The 22578-nt window shown below is 56.2% G+C and carries 19 protein-coding genes; 8 read left to right on the top strand and 11 right to left on the bottom strand.

Features of this window, described 5'->3' with window-relative positions; all coding sequences use genetic code 11:
- Positions 1 to 193 precede the first annotated feature (193 nt).
- Positions 194 to 1201: an LLM class flavin-dependent oxidoreductase gene (locus WD071_RS07515; RefSeq protein WP_368047736.1), complete on the top strand. Its 1008-nt coding sequence runs from the start codon at positions 194 to 196 to the stop codon at positions 1199 to 1201.
- 5 nt (positions 1202 to 1206) lie between these two features.
- Here WD071_RS07515 and ovoA read toward each other — a convergent pair whose 3' ends face one another.
- Positions 1207 to 3603, bottom strand: coding sequence for a 5-histidylcysteine sulfoxide synthase (gene ovoA, locus WD071_RS07520; RefSeq protein ID WP_368047737.1), 2397 nt, complete (start codon positions 3601 to 3603; stop codon positions 1207 to 1209).
- 109 nt (positions 3604 to 3712) lie between these two features.
- On the opposite strand from ovoA, the gene WD071_RS07525 reads away from it, so the two are divergent.
- Both WD071_RS07525 and queG read left to right on the top strand, forming a co-directional pair.
- Positions 3713 to 4864 carry a methionine aminotransferase gene (locus tag WD071_RS07525; protein ID WP_368047738.1) on the top strand — a complete coding sequence of 384 codons (1152 nt, stop codon included), beginning with the start codon at positions 3713 to 3715 and terminating at the stop codon, positions 4862 to 4864.
- A 46-nt stretch (positions 4865 to 4910) separates the two neighbouring features.
- Positions 4911 to 5957 (top strand): tRNA epoxyqueuosine(34) reductase QueG, encoded by a 1047-nt coding sequence (queG, locus tag WD071_RS07530; RefSeq protein ID WP_368047874.1) that lies wholly within the window; start codon positions 4911 to 4913, stop codon positions 5955 to 5957.
- Between the two features lie 15 nt (positions 5958 to 5972).
- Here the strand turns inward: queG and orn are convergent, their stop codons facing one another.
- Positions 5973 to 6524: an oligoribonuclease gene (orn, locus tag WD071_RS07535; RefSeq protein WP_368047739.1), complete on the bottom strand. Its 552-nt coding sequence runs from the start codon at positions 6522 to 6524 to the stop codon at positions 5973 to 5975.
- A gap of 101 nt (positions 6525 to 6625) precedes the next feature.
- Here orn and rsgA point away from each other — a divergent pair, with 101 nt between their 5' ends.
- Positions 6626 to 7705 (top strand): small ribosomal subunit biogenesis GTPase RsgA, encoded by a 1080-nt coding sequence (gene rsgA / locus WD071_RS07540; protein ID WP_368047740.1) that lies wholly within the window; start codon positions 6626 to 6628, stop codon positions 7703 to 7705.
- A 62-nt stretch (positions 7706 to 7767) separates the two neighbouring features.
- On the opposite strand, the gene motB is transcribed toward rsgA, so the two are convergent.
- Together motB and motA are read right to left on the bottom strand one after the other, a co-directional pair.
- Positions 7768 to 8712, bottom strand: a complete 945-nt coding sequence (gene motB, locus WD071_RS07545; protein ID WP_368047741.1) for a flagellar motor protein MotB — start codon at positions 8710 to 8712, stop codon at positions 7768 to 7770.
- Positions 8713 to 8746: 34 nt separating this feature from the next.
- Positions 8747 to 9598 carry a flagellar motor stator protein MotA gene (motA, locus tag WD071_RS07550; RefSeq protein WP_368047742.1) on the bottom strand — a complete coding sequence of 284 codons (852 nt, stop codon included), beginning with the start codon at positions 9596 to 9598 and terminating at the stop codon, positions 8747 to 8749.
- Between the two features lie 238 nt (positions 9599 to 9836).
- Here motA and asd point away from each other — a divergent pair, with 238 nt between their 5' ends.
- A complete protein-coding gene (gene asd / locus WD071_RS07555) occupies positions 9837 to 10709 on the top strand; it encodes an archaetidylserine decarboxylase (protein ID WP_368047743.1) in 873 nt (290 codons plus the stop codon).
- Between the two features lie 70 nt (positions 10710 to 10779).
- On the top strand, positions 10780 to 11094 hold the full coding sequence (locus WD071_RS07560) for a pyrimidine/purine nucleoside phosphorylase (RefSeq protein WP_368047744.1): 315 nt from the start codon (positions 10780 to 10782) through the stop codon (positions 11092 to 11094).
- A gap of 49 nt (positions 11095 to 11143) precedes the next feature.
- Here the strand turns inward: WD071_RS07560 and ilvA are convergent, their stop codons facing one another.
- Complete coding sequence (ilvA, locus tag WD071_RS07565; RefSeq protein ID WP_368047875.1) at positions 11144 to 12694, bottom strand: threonine ammonia-lyase, biosynthetic; 1551 nt, start codon at positions 12692 to 12694, stop codon at positions 11144 to 11146.
- 80 nt (positions 12695 to 12774) lie between these two features.
- On the opposite strand from ilvA, the gene rpiA reads away from it, so the two are divergent.
- Positions 12775 to 13446, top strand: coding sequence for a ribose-5-phosphate isomerase RpiA (gene rpiA, locus WD071_RS07570; RefSeq protein WP_368047745.1), 672 nt, complete (start codon positions 12775 to 12777; stop codon positions 13444 to 13446).
- A 141-nt stretch (positions 13447 to 13587) separates the two neighbouring features.
- On the opposite strand, the gene WD071_RS07575 is transcribed toward rpiA, so the two are convergent.
- Both WD071_RS07575 and WD071_RS07580 read right to left on the bottom strand, forming a co-directional pair.
- Positions 13588 to 13797 carry a cold-shock protein gene (locus tag WD071_RS07575; RefSeq protein WP_070117378.1) on the bottom strand — a complete coding sequence of 70 codons (210 nt, stop codon included), beginning with the start codon at positions 13795 to 13797 and terminating at the stop codon, positions 13588 to 13590.
- A 246-nt stretch (positions 13798 to 14043) separates the two neighbouring features.
- Entirely contained in the window at positions 14044 to 15432 is a 1389-nt protein-coding gene (locus tag WD071_RS07580) for an FAD-binding oxidoreductase (protein WP_368047876.1), read from the bottom strand.
- A gap of 138 nt (positions 15433 to 15570) precedes the next feature.
- Between WD071_RS07580 and serA the strand changes: the two genes are divergently transcribed.
- Complete coding sequence (serA, locus tag WD071_RS07585; RefSeq protein ID WP_368047746.1) at positions 15571 to 16800, top strand: phosphoglycerate dehydrogenase; 1230 nt, start codon at positions 15571 to 15573, stop codon at positions 16798 to 16800.
- Positions 16801 to 17031: 231 nt separating this feature from the next.
- Here the strand turns inward: serA and fba are convergent, their stop codons facing one another.
- The 4 genes from fba to tkt form a co-directional block, all read right to left on the bottom strand.
- Positions 17032 to 18078, bottom strand: a complete 1047-nt coding sequence (gene fba / locus WD071_RS07590; RefSeq protein ID WP_368047747.1) for a class II fructose-bisphosphate aldolase — start codon at positions 18076 to 18078, stop codon at positions 17032 to 17034.
- A gap of 76 nt (positions 18079 to 18154) precedes the next feature.
- Positions 18155 to 19357: a phosphoglycerate kinase gene (locus tag WD071_RS07595; protein ID WP_368047748.1), complete on the bottom strand. Its 1203-nt coding sequence runs from the start codon at positions 19355 to 19357 to the stop codon at positions 18155 to 18157.
- 41 nt (positions 19358 to 19398) lie between these two features.
- Positions 19399 to 20415, bottom strand: a complete 1017-nt coding sequence (gene gap / locus WD071_RS07600; protein WP_368047749.1) for a type I glyceraldehyde-3-phosphate dehydrogenase — start codon at positions 20413 to 20415, stop codon at positions 19399 to 19401.
- Between the two features lie 14 nt (positions 20416 to 20429).
- A complete protein-coding gene (tkt, locus tag WD071_RS07605; protein ID WP_368047877.1) occupies positions 20430 to 22421 on the bottom strand; it encodes a transketolase in 1992 nt (663 codons plus the stop codon).
- Positions 22422 to 22578: the final 157 nt, after the last annotated feature.

Raw genomic sequence — 22578 nt, forward strand, 5'->3', positions numbered from 1 at the left:
AATGGATGCACAAATTAAGGACTTCGCAGGGTAATCCAGCCCCTGTTATTATTCAAGCCTATGGCAGGCCATACCCGATATAAAGACAGTTTTGGGCGTCAGGCTGCCGAGTCTGACAATTGAAACCCTGTTATACCCCGAGACCCCTGGCGTGTTAAATTGCTTGCGCCCATTCGTCGTTTTTGGAGACCACATGATCCCTTATTCCCTGCTTGATCTGGCACCGGTCGTGCAAGACAGCACACCACGTCAGGCGCTGCTGAACGCCCGCAGCCTCGCCCAGACCGCCGAAGCCAGTGGTTATCAGCGCTTCTGGCTGGCCGAGCACCACAACATGACCGGCATTGCCAGTGCTGCAACCGCTGTGGTCATTGGCTACGTTGCCGAGGGAACAAAACGAATTCGTGTCGGCTCCGGCGGCATCATGCTGCCCAACCATGCGCCTTTGATGGTTGCCGAACAATTCGGCACCCTGGCCTCACTGTACCCGGATCGCATCGATCTGGGCCTGGGCAGAGCACCGGGCACGGACTCATTGACCATGCAGGCACTCAGGCGTTACCAGGACAGTGTTGATCAGTTTCCACGCGATGTGCAGGAATTGCAGAGCTATTTTAAACCGGCGACTGCTGGCCAGGCGGTGCAGGCTGTGCCCGGTGCCGGCCTGAATGTACCCCTGTGGCTGCTGGGCTCCAGTCTGTTCAGTGCGCAACTGGCCGCCGCTCTGGGCCTGCCTTTTGCGTTTGCATCACATTTTGCGCCTGACCAACTGCTGCAGGCGCTGGACATCTACCGCAGTCGCTTCCGGCCGTCTGAGCAGCTCCAGTCACCCTATTGCCTGGCGGCTGTGCCCATGTACGCAGCCCAAAGCCAGGACGAAGCCCGATACCTGATGAGTTCCACGCAACAACAATTCATTGCGCTAAGAAGAGGGACACCCGGACCGTTAAAGCCACCACTGGAAGACATTGAAGCGCATTTTTCCGCCGCTGAGCTGGCCGGGGCCGGACATGCTCTGGGCGAAGCGATAGTCGGGGATCAGGCTGCTGTGCAGCAGGGCATTGAGCGTTTCATCGGCCGGACTGGTGTCGATGAGATCATGTTCAGCGCGCACATTTACGATCACGAAAAACGCCTCGACAGCGTGCGCATTGCAGCGCAGGCGTGTCAGGCACTGGCAAAACAAACCGCCAGCGCCTGAACCGGTTACCTGCGGACGGGCTGTTTACGCCACACGGACACCTGACTGACGATGTATTCGTATTTGCGGCGATGCTCTCGGATCATGAAAGGCAGGTCCTGTTGGTGCACCAGTTCGTAGCCGGGCAGCAGCTCACCCAGCCGGGCCAGCGCGGTGGCGCTGTCCGGAGCATCAACAAACGCGTCCGTCGGCGTGTACTGCTCCATCCAGGTGTTGGGTGATGACAGCACCAGTATGCCCCCGTCACGCAACAAACCGTCAGGCCCGGTAAACTGGCGCAAACAGGCAGCAGGATCGGGCAGCCGGCATAACAGGTTGCTCATCAGCACCGCATCAAAACGCTCGTCGCTGGCGATACCTGCTTCGGCCAGACGGGCCGCATCACCCTGAATAAATTCGACGCGTGTGCGATCAATCGCTGCCGGAACCCGCGCCATCATCGGCGTGGAATGCCGACCACTTTCCAGACGCGAATAGGCCAGGCTGCCCTGACGCTGCATGACGCGCGCCGCTTCCACAAAGGCTTCGCTATAGTCGAGACCCAGCACACGCTCAAAACGTCGCGCCAACTCAAAGCTGGCCCGCCCGGTGGCGCAGCCCAGGTCCAGTACTGATCCGTGGCTGCCGGCAAAATCGCCGACCAGCTCGGCCATGGTTTCCATAAACATCCGCGTTTCGGGGTGACCCACGCCCGCACTGATGTCTTCATCGCGCTGCTCCGCACGCGAACCCCAGTGGAACAACATGTACTGATCCAGCAGGGCATCGGTTTCATAACGCTTGCCACCCTCCTGTCGCATTGCATTGTCATCGCCCTGCACCAGGCGGAACCCTGCATGCTGGAAGAAGTGTGGTCGGAAATGGAATCGCGCCCACACGCTGGCCTCATCGCCGGTGCTGATAAAGGAGCCGCCCATAATCATCTGGTGCTGCTCGTCAAAGCAGGGGGTGCTGAAATCGACGTAATACGGGTGAATGGCAAAACCCGGCAGGGGGTGGAAAGTATCCTCGCTCCACTGCCAGACGTTGCCCAGTACATCGTGAAAGCCTTTGCTGTTGGCAGCAAATTTTTCCACGGAGCCCTCACTGCCATAATGCAGATTATGATTGATTGCACGTCGGCCCGGTTCCTGCGATGACAGCCTTTTCATGACCGGATCACACACCAGCGCATCAGCAAGCGCAGGCTCATCACACCCGGGCTGCCACTGCCGCGCCAATTGCCACGCATCATCATGAAGCGCCAGATGTTCTTTTTCAGTGGCAAGCCGATAGGGCGTTTCTGCACCATCGTGCTGTGAACGCCACGCACAATACGCGCGTGCCTCATAGTAGTTGACGATGGCCGGCCAGTCCCACTGCATGGGTTCGACACTGAAGATGGTGCGCAGTTTGTACTGATGCGAACCTACCGGACCGTCCTGCACCCAGAATGCGGGCCAGCGTGTGTTCCGGAACCGGCGCCAGGCCCAGCCTTTTTCGCTCCAGTACTGTTCGTCGAGGTAGGCGCCGGAACTGACAAATTCATAGAACTCGCCATTGCTGATCAGACGTTTGCTGGCACGGAAAGCCTTGACCTCACGCGTGTCCGCGCCATACTCGTTGTCCCAGCCAAAGCTGGGCCAGTCCTTGGGTTTGCCCACGGCAACGGTCTGCGCTGCCACGTCGATCAGAGGGTTCTCTGCCGGATAATGCAGCCCGGCAACCGGCCGATCGAAATGCTCAGACGCATTCCTGGCCAGCGGCAATGGCGGCCACTGTTGCGGCGCACGCAGATATTTTACCGGCAGCTCCCGCATCAATACACTGGATGTTTCCAGGTGGATACGTTCATGCTCGAAACACATGACCAATGCCCAGCCCGGGCTGTCCATGGTGACAGGCTTGTCAAACTCGGGATGCAAGCTGATCAGCTGGTGCACAGTCTGGTATACCTGACGCCTATAATCACGGGCCTCAGCAACGCTGGGCCATATCTCCTGCCCACCTTCATGCAGATCGTCCCAGCTCATTTCGTCGACGCCGGTCTCAAACAATAACTCGTAATGCGGGTTCAGCGGTTTGTCGAGCAGCCCGGCAATCAGCAGTTTATTGATGTAAAAAGTCACCGGATGCACATAGTAGAAAATCAGGGGATGCCGGGTCTTGTGATACGGCCGGATAAAGTAGGCTTCCTCACTGACCAGCGCCGAAAACAGTGTCTCGGTCAGCTGCCAGGTGTTGGCAAAATAGTCCAGCAGCGCCTGACGCCCGGCCGTTATGTTCAGGCCCGGAAGACTGTGGGCTTGCTGGTCATGCCAGCGCGGTTCGATCTGTGGCGCCTGCTGCTGCGCGGCGTCTGCTTTGTCATCAGGTAAAGTCATGGCTGTATCGCTATCTGCGTCAGCTAAAGCTCGGGTCATTAGCGCTAATCCTGTATTCTGGGCCGGGCTCACGTTGCGGCCCGGTTTTCGGTATCAGCGGCAGATCGTGTAGACTCTGCCCAAAATATTTATTCAAGAGGTTATCACCTTGCGCAGCAAACTCCCCCAGGTGGGCACCACCATCTTTACCATCATGACGAGAATGGCACAGGCGCATAATGCCATCAACCTGTCACAGGGCTTCCCGGATTTCGATTGCCCGGAGGCGTTGCGTGAACGCGTGGCATTTTACCTTAATGACCGCCGCAATCAGTATGCTCCCATGACCGGGGTGGCCGAGCTGCGCGAGCAGATCGCGGCCAAAGTCGGGAGTTTATACGGCTGCCAAGTGGATGCAGATCAGGAAATAACCGTGACCTCGGGTGCCACCGAAGCCCTGTTTGATGCCATTCAGGCGACCGTGGGCGCGGGTGACCAGGTCATCATGTTTGACCCGGCCTACGACTCCTATGACCCGGCCGTGCGACTGGCGGGCGGCGAGCCGGTGCACATCCCGATGCTGCAGCCAGATACTGAGCGAGGCTGGGCAATCGACTGGGAACGGGTCGCCGGTCAGATTAACGCCCGCACGCGCCTGATCATCATCAACTCGCCGCACAACCCCAGTGGTTCGGTGCTGGCCCGGCAAGACCTGGACACCCTGGCAGAGCTGATCCGTGATCGCGATATCCTGGTGTTGTCCGACGAGGTATACGAACACATGGTGTTTGCGGGCGGACGACATGAAAGTGTGCTGTGTCATGCGGAGCTGAAAGAGAAGAGTTTTGCGGTGTTTTCGTTTGGCAAAACCTACCACGCCACCGGCTGGAAGGCCGCGTATTGTGTTGCGCCGCCGGCCCTGAGCACCGAATTTCGCAAGGTGCACCAGTTTGTCACCTTCACTTCAACCAGTTTTATCCAGTATGCGATAGCCGATTTTTTGCGCGACTGCCCCGACCATCACCTGCAATTGCCTGATTTTTATCAGCAAAAGCGCGACACCTTTTGCCGCCTTATTGCCGATTCGCGTTTCACTTTCACGCCCTCGGCAGGCACTTACTTTCAGTGCGTGGACTACAGCGCCATCAGCGACATGCCCGATATGGAGTTTGTCAGCTGGCTGTGCCGGGACAAAGGTGTTGCCGCCATCCCTTTGTCGCCATTCTATGAGCAGGCGCCGGACACACGGATCATTCGTTTCTGCTTCTGCAAGGACGACAGCACGCTGGAAGCCGCCGCCCACATATTACGGTCGCTTTGACATGACCACACCCGCGCGCTCACTGGATCCGGGGCAGGCCGCCACAATGCTGTCGCAGATCCGCGACCTGGCACTGACGCTGGGTTTTCAGCAACTGGCCGTCACCGACATTGATCTGAGCGCCTATCAGCCCCACCTGGATGCGTGGCTGGCACACAACTTTCATGGTGATATGGACTATATGGCCCGCCACCGGGACCTGCGCCTGCACCCCGAAGAGCTCCACCCGGGCACTGTCCGTGTCCTCAGCGTTCGCATGGATTATAGCCTTGAGTCGAAGCAATCACTTACTCCACTGAAAAACAAACACAAAGCCTATATCTCACGTTATGCCCGTGGCCGCGACTACCACAAACTGATACGCAAGCGCCTGCAGCAACTCGCGGATCGCATCACCGAGCTGGCCGGACCCATGGGCTACCGGGCCTTTGTCGACAGTGCACCGGTGCTGGAACGCGCCCTGGCAGAAAAAGCCGGGCTGGGCTGGATTGGCAAAAACACCATGCTGCTCAACAAAAAAGCCGGCTCCTGGTTCTTTCTGGGCGAGCTGTTCACGGATCTGCCACTGCCGGTTGATGCGCCAGTCAGTGGCCACTGCGGATCATGTACCGCATGCCTGGATATCTGCCCCACGCAGGCATTTGCCGGCCCCAATCAGCTCGACGCCAGGCGTTGTATTTCCTACCTGACCATTGAATTGAAAGGCAGCATCCCCGAGCATTTAAGGGCCGCCATTGGCAACCGTGTGTTTGGCTGTGACGACTGTCAGCTGATCTGCCCCTGGAACAAGTTCAGTCAGCTCAGTCAGGAGACCGACTTTGCCCCGCGTCATGGCCTGGACAATGCCGATCTCAGCGAGCTGTTTCTGTGGAGTGAGGAGACCTTTCTGCGTAATACCGAAGGCTCGGCAATACGGCGCACCGGCTACGAAGGCTGGCTGCGCAACCTGGCCGTTGGCCTGGGCAATGCACCGGGCACCATTGCGGTCATCAGTGCGCTGGAAAGCCGACAGCAGCATCCGTCAGCGGTGGTGCGTGAACATGTCGCCTGGGCCCTGCAGCAGCATGCACGGCGCCAGGGTCATGAAGCCTGAACCTATAGCCAGAACCTATAGCCTGAAAAAGTGCTCACGATAATACTGCAATTCACTGACCGAGTCCCTGATGTCATCCAGCGCCTTGTGATTTCCATTCTTGCTGAAACCGCCCGGCAGCTCCGGGCGCCAGCGCCGCGCCAGCTCCTTGACGGTGCTGACATCCAGGTTCCGGTAATGGAAAAATGCCTCCAGCGTGGGCATATACTTCACCAGAAAGCGCCGGTCCTGATGCACACTGTTGCCGCACATCGGTGAGCTGCCGGTTTCCGCATACTCGCGCAAAAAGTCCAGGGTCTGCTGCTCGGCATCGGCTTCATCAGACTGGCTTGCCCGTACACGGGCAACCAGACCGGAATCGCCGTGCGTGCGCTGGTTCCATTCATCCATGCCCGCCAGCACCGAGTCGGACTGGCGCACGGCCACTACCGGGCCCTCGGCCAAGATATTGAGATCAGCATCGGTGATCAACGTCGCTATTTCAATGACGCGGTCGGTGTCTGGCTCCAGGCCAGTCATTTCCATATCAATCCAGATCAGGGTTTTGCTTTTATCCACAACAGGCATGATGCTTCATCCAGTAGTTATTCATTCGGGCTGTCTCCATTCAGGCTTTATTTTAGCCAGGCGGGTCCCACGAGCCAGCCATTGTAATAGAATGCCGGGTTATGGCCAAACGACGACTTAACGAACATCAACTGCGGCGTATCAAAAGCCAGCAGAAAGCCCGTGGCAGGCAAGCCGATGCGGCTGACAGCCCGGCTGACGACCAAAGTGAATCCGCACTCGGGCCGGAACAGGAAGGCCTGATTGTCTGCCACTACGGTCAGCAGCTGGACGTGGAGTCACTGAGCCCGGAAACACGCGGGCAGCTTTTCCGTTGTCACCAGCGCAGCAACCTGCCGCCACTGGTCACTGGCGACAAAGTCATCTGGCAGGCAGAAGGCGACACCAGCGGCATCATCGTTGCGCTGGTGCCGCGACATTCTGCCATGAGCCGTCCCAATGCCCGTGGCGAGCAGCGCAGCATTGCCGCCAATATTGACCGCGTCGCCGTGGTATTTGCTCCTGTGCCGGAACCTTTCGGCAACTTGCTGGACCGTTATCTGGTCGCCATTGAGCACCTGCGCCTGAAGCCCCTGCTGGTGCTCAACAAATGCGACCTGATGCCGGCAGAGAGTAGCCAGGACGCGGCCGATGAAGCCGCGCTCAAAGTGTCGGACCTGTTGAAGCTGTATGCCGGTATTGGTTATGACACTATACGCGTTTCCTGCCATCAGCCGGAAAGCATTGACTCACTGCGACACATGCTCCGTGAAGAAACGGCCGTGTTTGTCGGTCAGTCCGGTGTGGGCAAGTCATCACTGATCAATACTCTGCGCGGCATCGACGATGATGACAATAAAGGCGGCGCCGCCGATGTCGGCGGCCTGTCCAAAGGCCGGGCGATCGGGCGCGAGAAAGGCACCCATACCACAACTGCCACCAAACTTTACCATTTGCCGGGTAGCGGCGATCTGGTTGATTCACCGGGTATTCGCGAGTTCGGTTTGTGGCATATCGAAGCCGAGCAGCTGATGTATGGCTTCGTGGAGTTCCGGCCTTACGCCGGGCAATGCCGTTTCCGCGACTGTCGCCATCAGCAGGAACCGGGCTGCGCGCTTCTGGCGGCAGTCAAAAAAGGCAAAATCCACACGTCCCGGCTGAACAGCTATCACCATATTCTGCAGGAACTCGGCAGAGGCTGAACCCCGGCGTCAGCGGCCAACCAGGGTTCGGGGCAGGTCAGGGAGAAGGGTCCGAGTGAGACTCAGAATATTTCCGGCATATCGTCGGGCAGGGCGTCTTCCGGCGGCGCGCCGCCGTCAAGCTCCGACTGCAGGGTGCCGTCCAGGATCCGACGTTCGGCCCGCTGGTTCAGGATCAGCAGTACAATGCGCCGGTTGGAGGCATCTTCAGGGGCGTCAGGCAATAACGGCAGTGACGAACCCATGCCAATAATCTGTGCGAACTGCGAAAACGACAGCCCCCCTTCCACCAACGCACGGCGCGCGGAATTGGCGCGATCGGCAGACAGCTCCCAGTTGGTATATTGCGCAAAATCGCTGCCAAACGGCACACTATCAGTGTGACCCAGGATACTGATTTTATTGGGTATGTCTTCCAGCACATTGGCCATCGCCCACAACACTTCCAGCGCATAAGGCTGCATCTGCTCGGAGCCGGACGCAAACAACGGGCGATTTTCGCGGTCAATAATCTGGATGCTGAGACCGTCCTCGGTCATTTCCATCGACAGACTGTCGGAGAACCACTCAAACTCCTGGTTGCCGGCAATCACCTCTTCCAGTTGCCCCTGCAGGCTTTGCAACAGTTCGGTCTCGCGCAAACGGGCAAGCTCAATGTATTCCTGGCTCTCCAGCTCGTCGGATGCCTCCACTGCCTGTTCCTGGTCCTCCTGCACCAGCGCCAGGTTCAGACCCTGGTTGGGCAGCGTCAGAGGCCGCCCCTGCAAGTCCAGCACATAGGGCGTACCGCCATCGCCCGCACTGGCCAGGCTGCGCGGATCCGAGAAATACCCGGCAATCACCATTTTTTCCAGCTCGGTGGTACTCTCGATCAGCCACAACACCAGGAAAAACGCCATCAGAGCCAGTGCGAAGTCGGCAAACGCAATTTTCCACGAGCCGCCATGATGGCCGGCCGCGTACTTTTTCACGCGTTTGATGACGATGGTCTGTTCAGACTTTTCCAAAACGATTCTCTTCCGCCAATGAATTCAGTGCCGCTTAGCGACTACGGATGTGTTCGTCCAGCTCTGTAAATGAGGGGCGCTCGCCGGAGTACAGGGTCTTGCGGGCAAACTCGACCGCCAGCTGTGGTGGCAGACCGTTCGCGGTTGCTACAATCGCAGCCTTCACGCATTCAAACATCTTGATCTCTTCTTCAGCAACCGATGCCAGACGATTACTCATGGGGCCGACAAAACCGTAGGCCGCAAAAATACCCACAAATGTCCCTACCAGCGCAGCCGCGACACTCTGCCCCAGCGCCTCGGGCGGACCACCCAGTTTTTGCATGGTGATCACGATACCTAACACGGCCGCCACGATACCAAAACCGGGCAGGGCATCGGCAACCCGGTGCACCGCGTGTGAGGGCTCGCTCAGTTCATGCATCTGGGTTTCAATTTCGGCATCGATCATGGATTCAATTTCATGCGGCGCCATATTGCTGGTCGTCATGATACGCAGGTTGTCGGTCAGAAATTCGATGATGCGTTTGTCTTTCAGCAGGGCCGGGTAGCGGGTAAAAATCCCACTTTCGGCGGGCACCTCGATATCGCCCTCAATTGACATCATGCCTTCACGACGCGCCTTGTTGAAAATATCGAACAGCAGTCCCAGCAGGTCGAGATACAGCTTTTCGCTGGTGGCAGAACCAAAGATTGCACGCGGCAGGCGTTTACCGGTTTCTTTTACCAGATGCATGCTGTTGGAAATCAGGAAAGCACCCAGCGCTGCGCCAAAGATGATGATAAATTCCGACGGTTGCCACAACACACCCAGCACACCGCCGTGCATGATATAGCCGCCGGCCACACTGAGCAGCACAACCAGAAATCCAATTATAAACAACATGACCTGCTCAACCTCCAGCCGGATAAAAGTGCGCCGCTTTCTTTACATCGGACAAATCCGGAAAATCATTAGCACCACCCGCGTTAATACGCCAAACTTGTAGGTCTGGACCGGCTTGATTAAGCTGATGCCTGACAAACCTGACAGCGTGGGAATTTAACGGGCAACTATTTAACGAACAACAATTTAATGGATAATTATGGCAGCCGACATGCTCGTCTGCCCGAACAGGATTTTCATGAAAGAATCGCTTTTCATTCTGATGCAGTACCTGGTTCCTCAGCACCTGCTGTCCCGGCTCGCCGGCACGCTGGCAGATTGCCAGTGGCCGACAATCAAGGCGCCGTTTATACGCTGGTTTATCCGTCGCTACAAGGTCGACATGACACAGGCGCAGGAACCGGACCCGGCTGCCTATGCAACGTTTAATGCTTTTTTCACGCGCGCCCTGCGGGCCGATGCACGCCCCCTGCACGGCGACGATACCAGTGTGCTCAGTCCCGCCGACGGTGTTATCAGCCAACTGGGCCCGGTTCGCGATGGCTTGCTGTTGCAGGCAAAAGGCCGCCGTTACAGTCTGCAAACACTGCTGGGCGGCGATGCCGCGCTGGCGTCGGAATTTGACGAAGGCTGTTTTGCCACCATCTATCTGTCGCCAAGTGACTATCACCGGGTGCATATGCCGATGCCCGGGATGCTCCGGGAAATGACCTACGTGCCGGGTAAACTGTTTTCAGTGAATCAGCTTACGGCTGATCGGGTGGACGACCTGTTTGCCCGCAATGAGCGCCTGGTCTGTATTTTCGACACCGATGTTGGCCCCATGGCACTGATCCTGGTCGGCGCCATGATTGTCGGCAGCGTCGAAACCGTATGGTCGGGCCAGGTATGCCCGGCACCACACAGTTTGCGCAAAACCGATTACCGGTCACAACGCCCTTCGGTGCAGATCGCCCGGGGCGGGGAGATGGGCCGTTTCAAGCTGGGATCCACAGTCATCGCCGTGTTCGCTGAGAACCGGGTGGAACTTGCCTCTGCGCTGGCGGCAGGCAGCCGTATCAATATGGGCGAAATCCTGGCCACTGTGATTGCAGAAGAAGACCTGAGCTAACGCTGCCGACACTGGTCGAACCGCACCGAAACCGATAAAATCCCCGGCCCCTATCTGTCGAGACACAATTATGAATAAATTTGAAAATGTGACCGTGGTCAAAGCGGCCAACATCTACTATGACGGCAAAGTCACCAGCCGCGTTGTTGAGTTCGACAACGGCGATGTCAAAACACTGGGCATCATGATGCCGGGCGAATACCGTTTTGGCACCGGTAAAAAGGAAATCATGGAAATCCTGTCCGGCCAGGTCGAGATACTGCTGCCGGGCGAAGATCTTTGGCGCAAGATCTCAGGCGGCGACACCTTTGAGGTACCAGCTGACTCGGCGTTCGACATCAAGGTTATGGCCGTGACCGATTACTGCTGTTCCTACATCGGCTGAGATCTGGCGCGGGTTAACTGCCTAGAGCGAACTGACTGCCCAGAGCGGGTTAACTGCCCAGAAAGGTCTGATACGCGATATTGTTGGTTTCCTCCTGAAACTGATAGGGGATTTCACGCACAAACGCATCAAAGGCTGCGATATCCTCAGGTGCCACCTGAAGCCCGACCAATACACGCCCGTAAGCGGCACCGTGATTGCGATAGTGGAACATGGAAATGTTCCACTGTTCGCCGAGCAAATCCAGAAAGGTCATCAGCGCACCAGGGCGCTGCGGAAACTCAAACCGGAACACCCGCTCGTTCAACGCTTTGTCACTGCGCCCGCCGACCATGTGACGTATGTGCAGTTTTGCCGCTTCGTTATGTGTCATGTCATGCACTTCGAAGCCTTTGCTGCGCAGCGTTGTGATCAGCTTGTCGCGGCCACCGTCAGGGTCATCAATTTCAACGCCGACAAATATTTTTGCCGCCGTTGAATCCCCATAACGGTAGTTGAATTCGGTCACACTGCGCTTGCCCAGCACTTGCGAAAAGCGGCGGAAACTGCCCGGTTTCTCATCCAGCGTCACCGCCAACACGGCTTCGCGACTTTCACCCAGCTCGGCCCGTTCGGAAATATGACGCAGGCGATCAAAATTGACATTCGCGCCAGTTACCATTGCCATCAGGCTCATGCCGCGTAGTGACTGCTCACGTACTGCTTTTTTGAGACCTGCAACGGCAACTGCACCGGCTGGTTCGGTCACTGCGCGGGTATCATCAAAAATGTCTTTGATGGCCGCGCAAATTTCATCCGTGGTCACGGTCACCACCTCATCAACGCAGTGTTTGAGTATCTTGAAGGTTTCCTTGCCCACCTGATTAACGGCCACACCGTCAGCGAACAGCCCGACCTGGGAAAGTTTGACCCTGCGCCCGGCTTCCAGGGCGGCTTTCAGACAGGCGGAATCTTCCGCTTCAACCGCCACCAGACGGATATCGGGGCGAATGTATTTGATGTAGGCCGCCATACCCGCCATCAGGCCGCCGCCACCCACGGGGACAAAAATGGCATCCAGCGGACCGCTGTGTTGCCGTATGATTTCCAGGCCCACAGTGCCCTGACCAGCGATCACATCGCGGTCGTCAAAAGCATGCACAAAGGTATAGCCTTTCTCGGCCACCAGTTTCATGGCAAATTCAGCGGCTTCATTATAGGTATCGCCGTGCAGGATCACCTTGCCGCCACGCGAGCGAACACCGTCTATCTTGATGGCAGGCGTTGTTACCGGCATGACAATGACGGTTTTTATGCCCAACTTGGTACCGGCCAGCGCCACACCCTGAGCATGATTGCCCGCGCTGGCGGCAATCACCCCGCGCCTGGCAGCCTCGGGCGACAGACGCGACATTTTGTTGTAGGCACCGCGCAGCTTGAAACTGAACACTGGCTGCAGGTCTTCGCGCTTGAGCCAGACATCATTGTCCAGACGCCGGCTCAGCGACGCGGCCTTGTGGATAGGACTCTCGATGGCGACATCGTAGACTTGCGCAGCGAGAATATCTTTAACGTACTTGTCCATACCTGTTGCCTTGTTCCGGATCCTCCCGTGTGGCATTAAAAGGGGACGGAGGATATTATGGCGACTCATAATATCCTCCGTCCCCTTTTAATGCCAGGAAACAACAGGAATACAGCATGGACCAGAATGAACTGAAAAAAGCCGTCGCCAAGGCTGCCGCCGATTACGTTAAAAGCCGCCTGGATGAGCGCACTGTTATCGGTGTCGGCACCGGTTCAACAGCCAACTATTTCATTGAATACCTGGGCGAGTTCAAACATGACATTCAGGCCACGGTGGCCAGCTCCGAAGAAACTGCCAGACGCCTGAAAGCGCTCGGCATCCAGGTTATCGACCTGAATTCGGCGTCAGAAATCAGCGTGTATGTCGACGGGGCTGATGAGGCAAACGAATATCTGCAGCTGATAAAGGGCGGCGGTGGCGCGCTCACGCGCGAAAAAATCATCGCTGCCGTAGCCAAAGAGTTCGTCTGTATCGCTGATGGTAGCAAACTGGTGGATGTGCTGGGTCGTTTTCCCCTGCCGGTAGAAGTGATTCCAATGGCGCGCAGCCACGTCGGACGGGAAATTGTAAAGCTGGGCGGTGATCCGGTTTACCGGGAGGGTTTTGTCACTGATAACGGGAACATTATCATCGACATCCATAATATGAGCATTGTCGATCCGCGAAAACTGGAACAACAGCTCAACCAGATTACCGGGGTAGTAACCAATGGATTGTTTGCAATGCGACCAGCCGACAAGCTGATTCTTGGGGCAAAAGATGGCCTCAGAACCATGAGCCTGTAACTCTAGCGTTGATCGTTGTTGGATTGAGGCAAAAAAACCCTGTCCACTGTTTTCAACGCAGTAGAATGCAGTCTGATATTCTGTCGTCAATGCACGGCAAATATAAAAAACGCAGGGTTTTAACGCCCTGCGTTTTTTGTATTACAGAGGATTTACGTTCTCTGCCTGTGGCCCTTTCTGGCCTTGAGTTACTTCCATCGTAACTTTCTGGCCTTCGTGCAGCGTCTTTCTTCCAGTACCGTTAATGGCACTAAAATGGACGAATACGTCCTTTCCACCTTCCTGCTCAATGAAACCGAAACCTTTCTCGTCATTGAACCACTTAACGGTACCTTCTACTTGCTGTGACATATTGCTCTCTTGCTATTTCCAAGGGACTGACCAGAATAACGTTCCCGGCGGATCCCGATATTTATTAACACAGTTGACAAATGTGTCATCTGCTGGATTCGACACTGAACCCTAAAAACAGTGTACCGCTATATTTTGTCGCTGGGAATACAGTTTTTGACGAAAAACCACGAAATATCGGCTTTTTCAGTAAATTTAACGCAAAAACTGTGATGCCGGTCTCATCAATCAGGTAAGCACCCGACTTTAATCAAAAATCTTCCCCGGATTCATCACCTTATTCGGGTCAAACACTTGCTTCAACGCCTTCATGCAGGAGATTTCGCCCTCGCTGCGACTGTACTGCAGATAGGGCTTTTTCAGCAGGCCGACACCGTGCTCGGCAGACACGCTGCCGCCGTAGGCTTTGACGGCATCAAAGATGTCGTAGCTGACCTCGCCGCACTGCCGGAAGAACTCGGCCTTGGGCAAGGCGTCAGGTTTCAGTATATTCAGATGCACATTGCCATCGCCGATATGGCCGAACCAGATAATCTCGAAATCCGGGTACTGACTGGTGACAATGGCATCCACTTCTTTCAGGAAAGCGGGCACCTTTGATACCTGTACCGAAATGTCGTTCTTGTACGGAGTGAACCTGGAGATGGTTTCCGAGATGTCTTCACGCAGCCGCCACAGACTGCGGGCCTGGGTGATGTTCTGGCTCATGGTGCCATCCAGCGCCCAGCCTTGCTCGACGCAGTGTTCGAATACCGACATCGCCGCATCCATCACCGCTTCGCTGGTATTCTCGAATTCGATCAGCGCGTAGAACGTACCCACGGTGTCGAAGGGGCGCTGCAGGCCTTTTTCCGCCATCACATGCAGCAGCGCTTTTTCCGAGAAAAACTCAAAGGCGCAGACATCAAGCGCCCCCTGGAACGCCTGCAACACATGCATGGTCGACTCCAGATCATCAACCGCCAGCACCAGCACGGTCGGATCCTTGGGCGGTGTGGCCAGCGCCATGGTCAGTTCGACAATAAAACCAAGGGTGCCTTCCGAGCCAATAAACAGATGCCGCAGGTCGTAGCCGGTAGCGTTTTTGACCAGGCCATGATTGAGTTCCAGCAACTCGCCAGTGCCGGTCACCACTTTCATGCCCATCACCCAGTCACGGGTCAGGCCGTAACGAATGACCTTGATACCACCTGCGTTGGTGGCAACATTGCCGCCAATCTGACTGGAACCCGAGGAAGCAAAATCCACCGGATAGAACAGCCCCTTGTCCTCGGCAAACTGCTGCAGCTGCTCGGTAATCACGCCCGGCTGGCACACCACCTGGCGATCCACGGCACTGAAATCCAGAATCTGGTTCATGCGGTCAAACGCCACCACCACCTCGCCATTGGCCGCCACCGCACCACCACTGAGCCCGGTGCGGCCACCTGATGGCACCAGCGCAAACTTCTGTTTATTGGCCAGACGTACCAATGCCTGCACTTCCCCGATGGAACCCGGAAACACAATGGCTGCCGGGTTTGGTTCATAGACCTTGGTCCAGTCCTTGCCAAAAACCTGAAGGGATTCATGATCAATACTGACTCGATCCGGTCCTACAATTTCAGCCAGGGAGGCCGCCAACGTCTGCTGCATCGCGCTCATTACCAGGATTACCTTTTATGTTACTGACAGTGTTTATGGTACCATAGCGCGCCTTGAACCTGAGAGCCTGTGACGATCAGTCCATCAATTGAGTCCTCCGACAGAAACCGCTGAGAGATACCGCATCGTATGAACCCTACGTCTCTGGATAAAAGCAAAATTCGCTTCCTGTTGCTTGAGGGCGTGCACCAAAGTGCCGTCAACACGCTGCATGAAGCCGGTTATACCAATATCGAGTACCTGAAAACCTCCTTGTCCGAAGACGATCTGGTCGAAAAGGTCAAAGATGTGCACTTTATTGGTATCCGTTCCCGCACCCAGCTGACCGAGCGCGTGTTTGAAGCAGCGTCCAAGCTGCAGGCGGTGGGCTGTTTTTGTATTGGTACCAACCAGGTCGACCTCAAGGCGGCACTGGTGCGCGGCGTGCCTGTATTCAATGCACCTTATTCCAATACCCGCAGTGTTGCCGAGCTTGTCATTGGCCAGACCATTTTGCTGTTACGCCGGGTTCCGGAGAAAAACGCAAAAGCGCACCTGGGTGTATGGCAGAAGGTCGCCACCGGCTCATTCGAAACCCGGGGCAAAAAACTGGGCCTGATCGGTTATGGCAATATCGGCTCGCAGCTCAGCGTGCTGGCCGAGTCCATGGGCATGAAGGTCTACCTGTATGACATCGTAACCAAACTGCCGCTGGGCAACGCGGTACAGGTGCCAACATTGAAGGAGCTGATGCAGACCTGTGACGTGGTCAGTCTGCATGTGCCGGAGACGCCACAGACGGCGAACATGATTGGCAAGGAAGAGCTAAGCTGGATGAAAAAAGGCAGCATCCTGATAAACGCCTCGCGTGGTACCGTGGTGGACATTGATGCACTGGTCGACGCACTGGAAACCAACCATCTCGCTGGCGCTGCGGTGGATGTGTTCCCGGTGGAGCCGCGCTCCAATGATGATGAGTTCATTTCGCCGTTGCGCAAGTTTGACAATTGCATCCTGACACCGCACGTGGGTGGCAGCACGATGGAGGCGCAGGAGAACATTGGCATGGAGGTGGCGGAGAAGCTGGTCCGTTACAGTGACAATGGTTCGTCAATTACATCGGTGAATTTCCCTGAAGTGGCGTTGCCGTCGCATCCGGGCATGCACCGTTTGCTGCATGTGCATGAAAACGTGCCGGGTGTCCTGTCACAGATCAACCGCATCTTTTCTGAGAGCGGCATCAATATCTGTTCGCAGTATCTGCAGACCAATGACAAAATCGGTTACGTGGTCATGGACATTGCCGAGGAAGACAGCGACATCGCGCTGGACAAGCTGCAGGAGATTACCGGCACCATCAGATGCCGGGTTCTTTGGTAGGTTGTTGGTTTTAATCGGGTAGCACTAGGGCAGGGTATCGGAGGGAGCACGGCGGACCAATCAGGCCACGTATTCTTCTTTGCCCGCCCACCCGATCAGCGGTAGGACTGTCTGAGTCCCGAGCGCACAGCGCGAGGTCGAGTTCCGCACCGCAGGGTGGGCGGGTGAAGAAGGTGGCCGGTCCGACGTCCTCCCTCCGATGGCCTGCCCGATCTCTAACAAATACGGAGTCTATTTCAACCCGTATTTGTCACTCATTTCTTCCAGCGTGTAGATCTTGCCGATGCGGCTCGCGTGCCCGGCCGTACCAAATGCTTCAAGACGGTCTTTGACAATGCCCTTCATGGCCTTGATGGTCGGAATCAGAAACTTCCTCGGATCAAATTCGGATTTATTCTCCGCCAGGAACTTCCGCGCCGCACCCGTAGACGCCAAACGCAAATCCGTATCGATATTGACCTTACGCACACCATGCTTGATGCCCTCCTGAATTTCCGACACCGGCACCCCATAGGTCTCCGGAATCTCGCCACCAAACTCATTGATGATCGCCAGCCACTCCTGCGGCACCGACGACGAACCATGCATCACCAGATGCGTATCCGGAATACGTGCATGAATCTGCTTGATACGCTCAATTGCAAGCGTGTCACCGGTTGGCGGACGACTGAATTTATAGGCACCATGACTGGTCCCCACCGCAATCGCCAGTGCATCAACGCCCGTGTCGGCAACAAACGACGCAGCTTCTTCCGGGTCCGTCAGCATCTGCTCATGGGTCAGCTTGCCCTCCGCACCAATACCATCCTCTTCACCTGCCATGCCGGTTTCCAATGACCCCAGACAACCGATTTCACCTTCAACCGATACACCACAAGCATGCGCCAGTTGCACAACATTACGCGTGACTTCAACGTTGTAGTCATAGTCCATCGGCGTTTTGCCATCCACACCCAGGGAACCGTCCATCATCACCGAGGAAAAGCCCAACTGGATAGATCGCTGACACACGGCAGGGGACACACCGTGATCCTGATGCATCACGATGGGGATATGCGGGAACTCTTCAATGGCAGCCAGGATCAGGTGGCGCAGAAAATTGGAACCAGCGTACTTGCGCGCCCCAGCAGAGGCCTGCAGTATCACCGGGCTGTTGACTTCGTTGGCAGCCTCCATGATTGCGCGCACCTGTTCCAGATTGTTCACATTGAATGCCGGTACGCCATAACCATTCTCGGCAGCGTGATCCAGTAATTGACGAAGACTGATAAGTGCCATGTTAAATTCCTCTTGTTAGTTCCAATTTCAATATCTTCAGGCGACCGGCGTTTCAGCTGCCAGGGTTTACCGCCGCTTACGCCTGGCCTTGAGCACGGGCTTCGAGAATAGCTACAGCTGGCAGCACATCGCCCTGGACAAACTCCAGGAAGGCTCCTCCACCTGTTGAAATATATGACACCTGATCCGTTATGCCGAATTTGTCGATGGCTGCAATGGTTTCGCCGCCACCCGCAATGGAGAACCCGGCATTGGCCGCAATGGCGGCGGCCACCGCTTTCGTGCCACCGGCAAATGCGTCATATTCAAACACGCCCAGCGGCCCATTCCAGATGATAGTTTTCACACCGGCGATGATCTCTGCAAGTTTGGCTGCCGTTTTCGGGCCTATATCAAGAATCATATCATCGTCAGCCACATCAGCGACGTCCTTGATCACCGCTTCCGCCTCGGCAGAAAATTCCTTTGCCACCACCACGTCCACCGGCAACGGTATATGTGTTGTTTTCATCAGCTCGCGCGCGGTGTCGACCAGGTCTTCTTCAACCAGTGATTTACCAACCGGATAGCCGGCAGCCAGCAGAAATGTATTGGCGATGCCACCACCCACAATCAGCTGATCGGTTTTTTCCGCCAGACTTTCCAGCACTTTCAGTTTACTGGAAACTTTGGCACCACCCACGATGGCGAGCATAGGGCGCTCAGGTTTTTGCAAGGCTTTCTCCAGCGCATCCAGCTCGCCCGCCAGCAAGGGTCCGGCACAGGCCACCGGTGCAAACTTCGCCACTCCATGCGTGCTGGCCTGGGCGCGGTGCGCCGTGCCGAATGCATCCATGACAAAGACGTCACACAGGGCTGCATACTTCTTTGCCAGGGCGTCGTCGTTGGAGCTTTCGCCTTTGTTGATACGAACATTTTCCAGCAATATCACTTCGCCGTTGCGGGGTCTGGCTGCGTCAGGATTGTCGAGATAATCTGCTACCACACGGACAGTCACACCCAGAAGATGAGCCAGATGCGCACCCACAGGCGCCAGCGACGATTCCGGCTGCTCACTGATGGCGACACCTTCTTCCGGGCGCCCCAGGTGAGACATGACAATAAGGCTGGCGCCTGCCGCCAGCGCCAGTTTCAACGCCGGCAAAGCGGCCACGATTCGGGTGTCATTGCCAACCTGCCCATTCTTTACCGAAACATTAAGATCTTCGCGAATCAGGACACGTTTTCCCTGCAAATCCAGATCCTGCATTCTTTTAATGGTATTGGATGGTGTTGTCATGAGTAACTGAGGTCCTCCCAGACCGGGTATCGTATATACATTCAAAGCTGCCGGATCAGGTTTGCGACATCCAGCATGCGATTGGCATAGGCCCATTCATTATCGAACCAGGCCAGTACTTTGACCAGATTGTGACCACTGACCCGGGTCTGGCTCAAATCCACAATCGCGGACCTGGGATCGTGATTAAAATCACAGGACGCCAGCGGTTCGTCCGTGCAGGCCAGCACTCCCGGCGCTGACTGCGCCGCAGCCTGCCGTATGGCGTTGTTGACACTCTCGACGTCAGCACTCTGCCTGACCGTTATGGTCAGGTCGATCGCTGAAACATTCAGTGTTGGCACACGCATGGCCTGCGCCGAAAACCGCCCGTCCAGATGCGGCAGTATGCGGCCGATGCCTTTGGCGATTTCGGTATCCACCGGAATAATGGATTGCACGGCGCTACGCGTCTTGCGCAGATCCTGATGGTGATATGCATCAATCACTGGCTGATCGTTCATTGCCGAGTGTATGGTGGTAATCACACCATACTCCAGACCAAACGCTTCATCCAGACACTGAATCACCGGCACCACACAGTTTGTGGTGCACGACGCCGCCGAAATCACCCGATGTGATGCCTGCAGCACGTCATGGTTGATACCATACACAACTGTTGCGTCGACATCGCTCTGCGCTGGCTGCGAGAACAACACCCGGCCCGCCCCGGAATTCAGATGTAGTTCGGCCGTTGCTCTATCATTGAACGTTCCGCTGCACTCCAGTACCAGGTCAATCCCCAGTTTTTGCCAGGGCAACTGTGTAATGTCCGGCTGCGAAAGAACCGCTACACGCTGGCCATTGATGACCATGTGTCCGGCATCTTCCAGTATCACCTCACCGTGAAAGCGACCATGGGTACTGTCATAACGTGTGAGGTGCGCCAGCGTGCGCGCATCGGTCAGATCATTGAGCGCAACAATCTGCAAATCGCTGTGCGTGGCGCTTTCATGCAACGCCCGCAACACACAACGCCCGATACGCCCATAGCCGTTAATTGCCAGCCTGAAAGGCATAGTGGTTTCCTGTCTTACTTCAGCAGTTGTTCTGCCTTGGCGATAATATTGTCTGCCGTGAAACCAAACTCTTTCATCAGCGCGCCGCCCGGTGCAGATTCACCGAAGCTGGTCATGCCAACCACGGCACCATCCAGCCCGACATATTTGAACCAGTAGTCCGCAACAGCGGCTTCTACCGCCAGACGTTTGCGCACCGCCGATGGCAATACAGATTCGCGGTAAGCAGCATCCTGTGCATCAAATACATCAGTTGACGGCATCGACACCAGGCGTGCTTTGACTGATTTTTTCTGCAGTGCTTTCACGGCATCACGCGCAATTGACACTTCTGAACCGGTTGCGATCACAATCAGGTCCGGCTGGCCCTGACAATCCTCCAGCACATAGGCGCCACGTTCAATACCACGCAACTGATCATCGTTACGTGCCTGGTGCGGCAGGCCCTGGCGCGAGAACACCAGCGAGGTCGGCCCGTTGCGGCGCAGCAAGGCGTGTTTCCAGGCCACGGCAGTTTCGACGGCGTCACAGGGGCGCCAGACTGACATATTCGGCGTGGTTCGCAGACTGGCCAGTTGCTCGATCGGCTGATGCGTAGGGCCGTCTTCGCCCTGGCCGATGGAATCATGGGTGTAAACATTGATGGCGTGCTGCTTCATCAGCGCCGCCATGCGCACTGCGTTACGTGCGTATTCCATAAAGATCAGGAAGGTACCACCGTAGGGAATGAAGCCGCCGTGCAGGGCAATGCCGTTCATGATGGCGGTCATGCCAAACTCACGCACACCGTAATAAATGTAATTGCCATCCGCGCTGTCAGAAATCGGCACACTGCCTTTCCAAAGTGTCAGATTTGACCCCGCCAGGTCGGCAGAACCGCCAATCAGTTCTGGCAGGATTTCAGCAAAAGCGGCGATACTGTTCTGCGATGCCTTGCGCGAAGCAATGCTTTCGCCTTTTTCCTGACAGGCAGCGATGTGCTCCGCAGCTCGTTCGGCAAAGTAACCCGGCAACTCACCTTTCAGGCGGCGTACCAGTTCCAGGGCCAGATCAGGATGCGCTTCTTCGTAACGGACCAGTTTTTCTTTCCACTGCGTTTCCGCCTGGAAACCACGCTCGCGTGCGTCCCAGTCTTTCTTTATATTTTCCGGCACATCAAAAGGCGGGTATTCCCAGCCCAGCTGCTTGCGGGTTGCGGCAACTTCGTCATCACCCAGCGGTGCGCCGTGTATGCCTGCGGTACCACTTTTGGCGGGCGAACCAAAACCGATGACGGTTTTGCAGCGGATAATTGTAGGACGTTTGGTCTCTTTTCGGGCGGCGTCAATGGCGCCTTTGATCTGTTCTGCATCATGGCCGTCTACGGCCAGCACATGCCAGCCGTAAGAGTCAAAACGCTTGCTGGTATCGTCGGTGAACCAGCCATCAACCTCACCGTCAATGGAAATGCCATTGTCATCGTAGAACATGATCAGTTTGCCCAGGCCCAGTGTACCGGCCAGTGAACAGACTTCGTGCGATACCCCTTCCATCAGGCAGCCGTCGCCGGCAAACACATACGTGAAGTGATCAATGATGTCATGGCCCGGGCGGTTGAACTGCGCTGCCAGGGTTTTTTCGGCAATTGCCATACCAACGGCATTGGCCACGCCCTGGCCCAGCGGACCGGTGGTGGTTTCCACGCCGGGGGTGTAACCGAACTCAGGGTGCCCCGGGGTTTTTGAGTGTAGCTGGCGGAAGTTCTGCAGCTCTGACATGGGCAGGTCATAACCGCTCAAATGCAGCAGCGAATAGATCAGCATGGAGCCATGGCCGTTCGACAGTACAAAACGATCCCTGTTCATCCACTGCGGATTGACCGGGTTGTGCGACAGGAAGTCATTCCACAGCACTTCGGCGATATCTGCCATGCCCATCGGTGCGCCGGGATGGCCGGAATTGGCTTTCTGGACAGCGTCCATGGCGAGAGCACGGATGGCATTGGCGCATTCTCTGCGCGAGGTCAGTCGGGTGGACATACGAGTGGAGCTCCTGTAAGCGGGGTTCGGGTCGTAAAAAAAGCGTATTTTCCCGCAGTTGGGCCTTATTTTCCAGACATATCCGGCCCGGGAGCGCAGATACCGGATATGGCACCCCCGCCTCGATCAGAATCTCTCTATCAAA

The organism is Pseudohongiella sp., assembly GCF_040877505.1.
In the GTDB taxonomy this organism is placed as follows: Bacteria; Pseudomonadota; Gammaproteobacteria; order Pseudomonadales; family Pseudohongiellaceae; genus Pseudohongiella.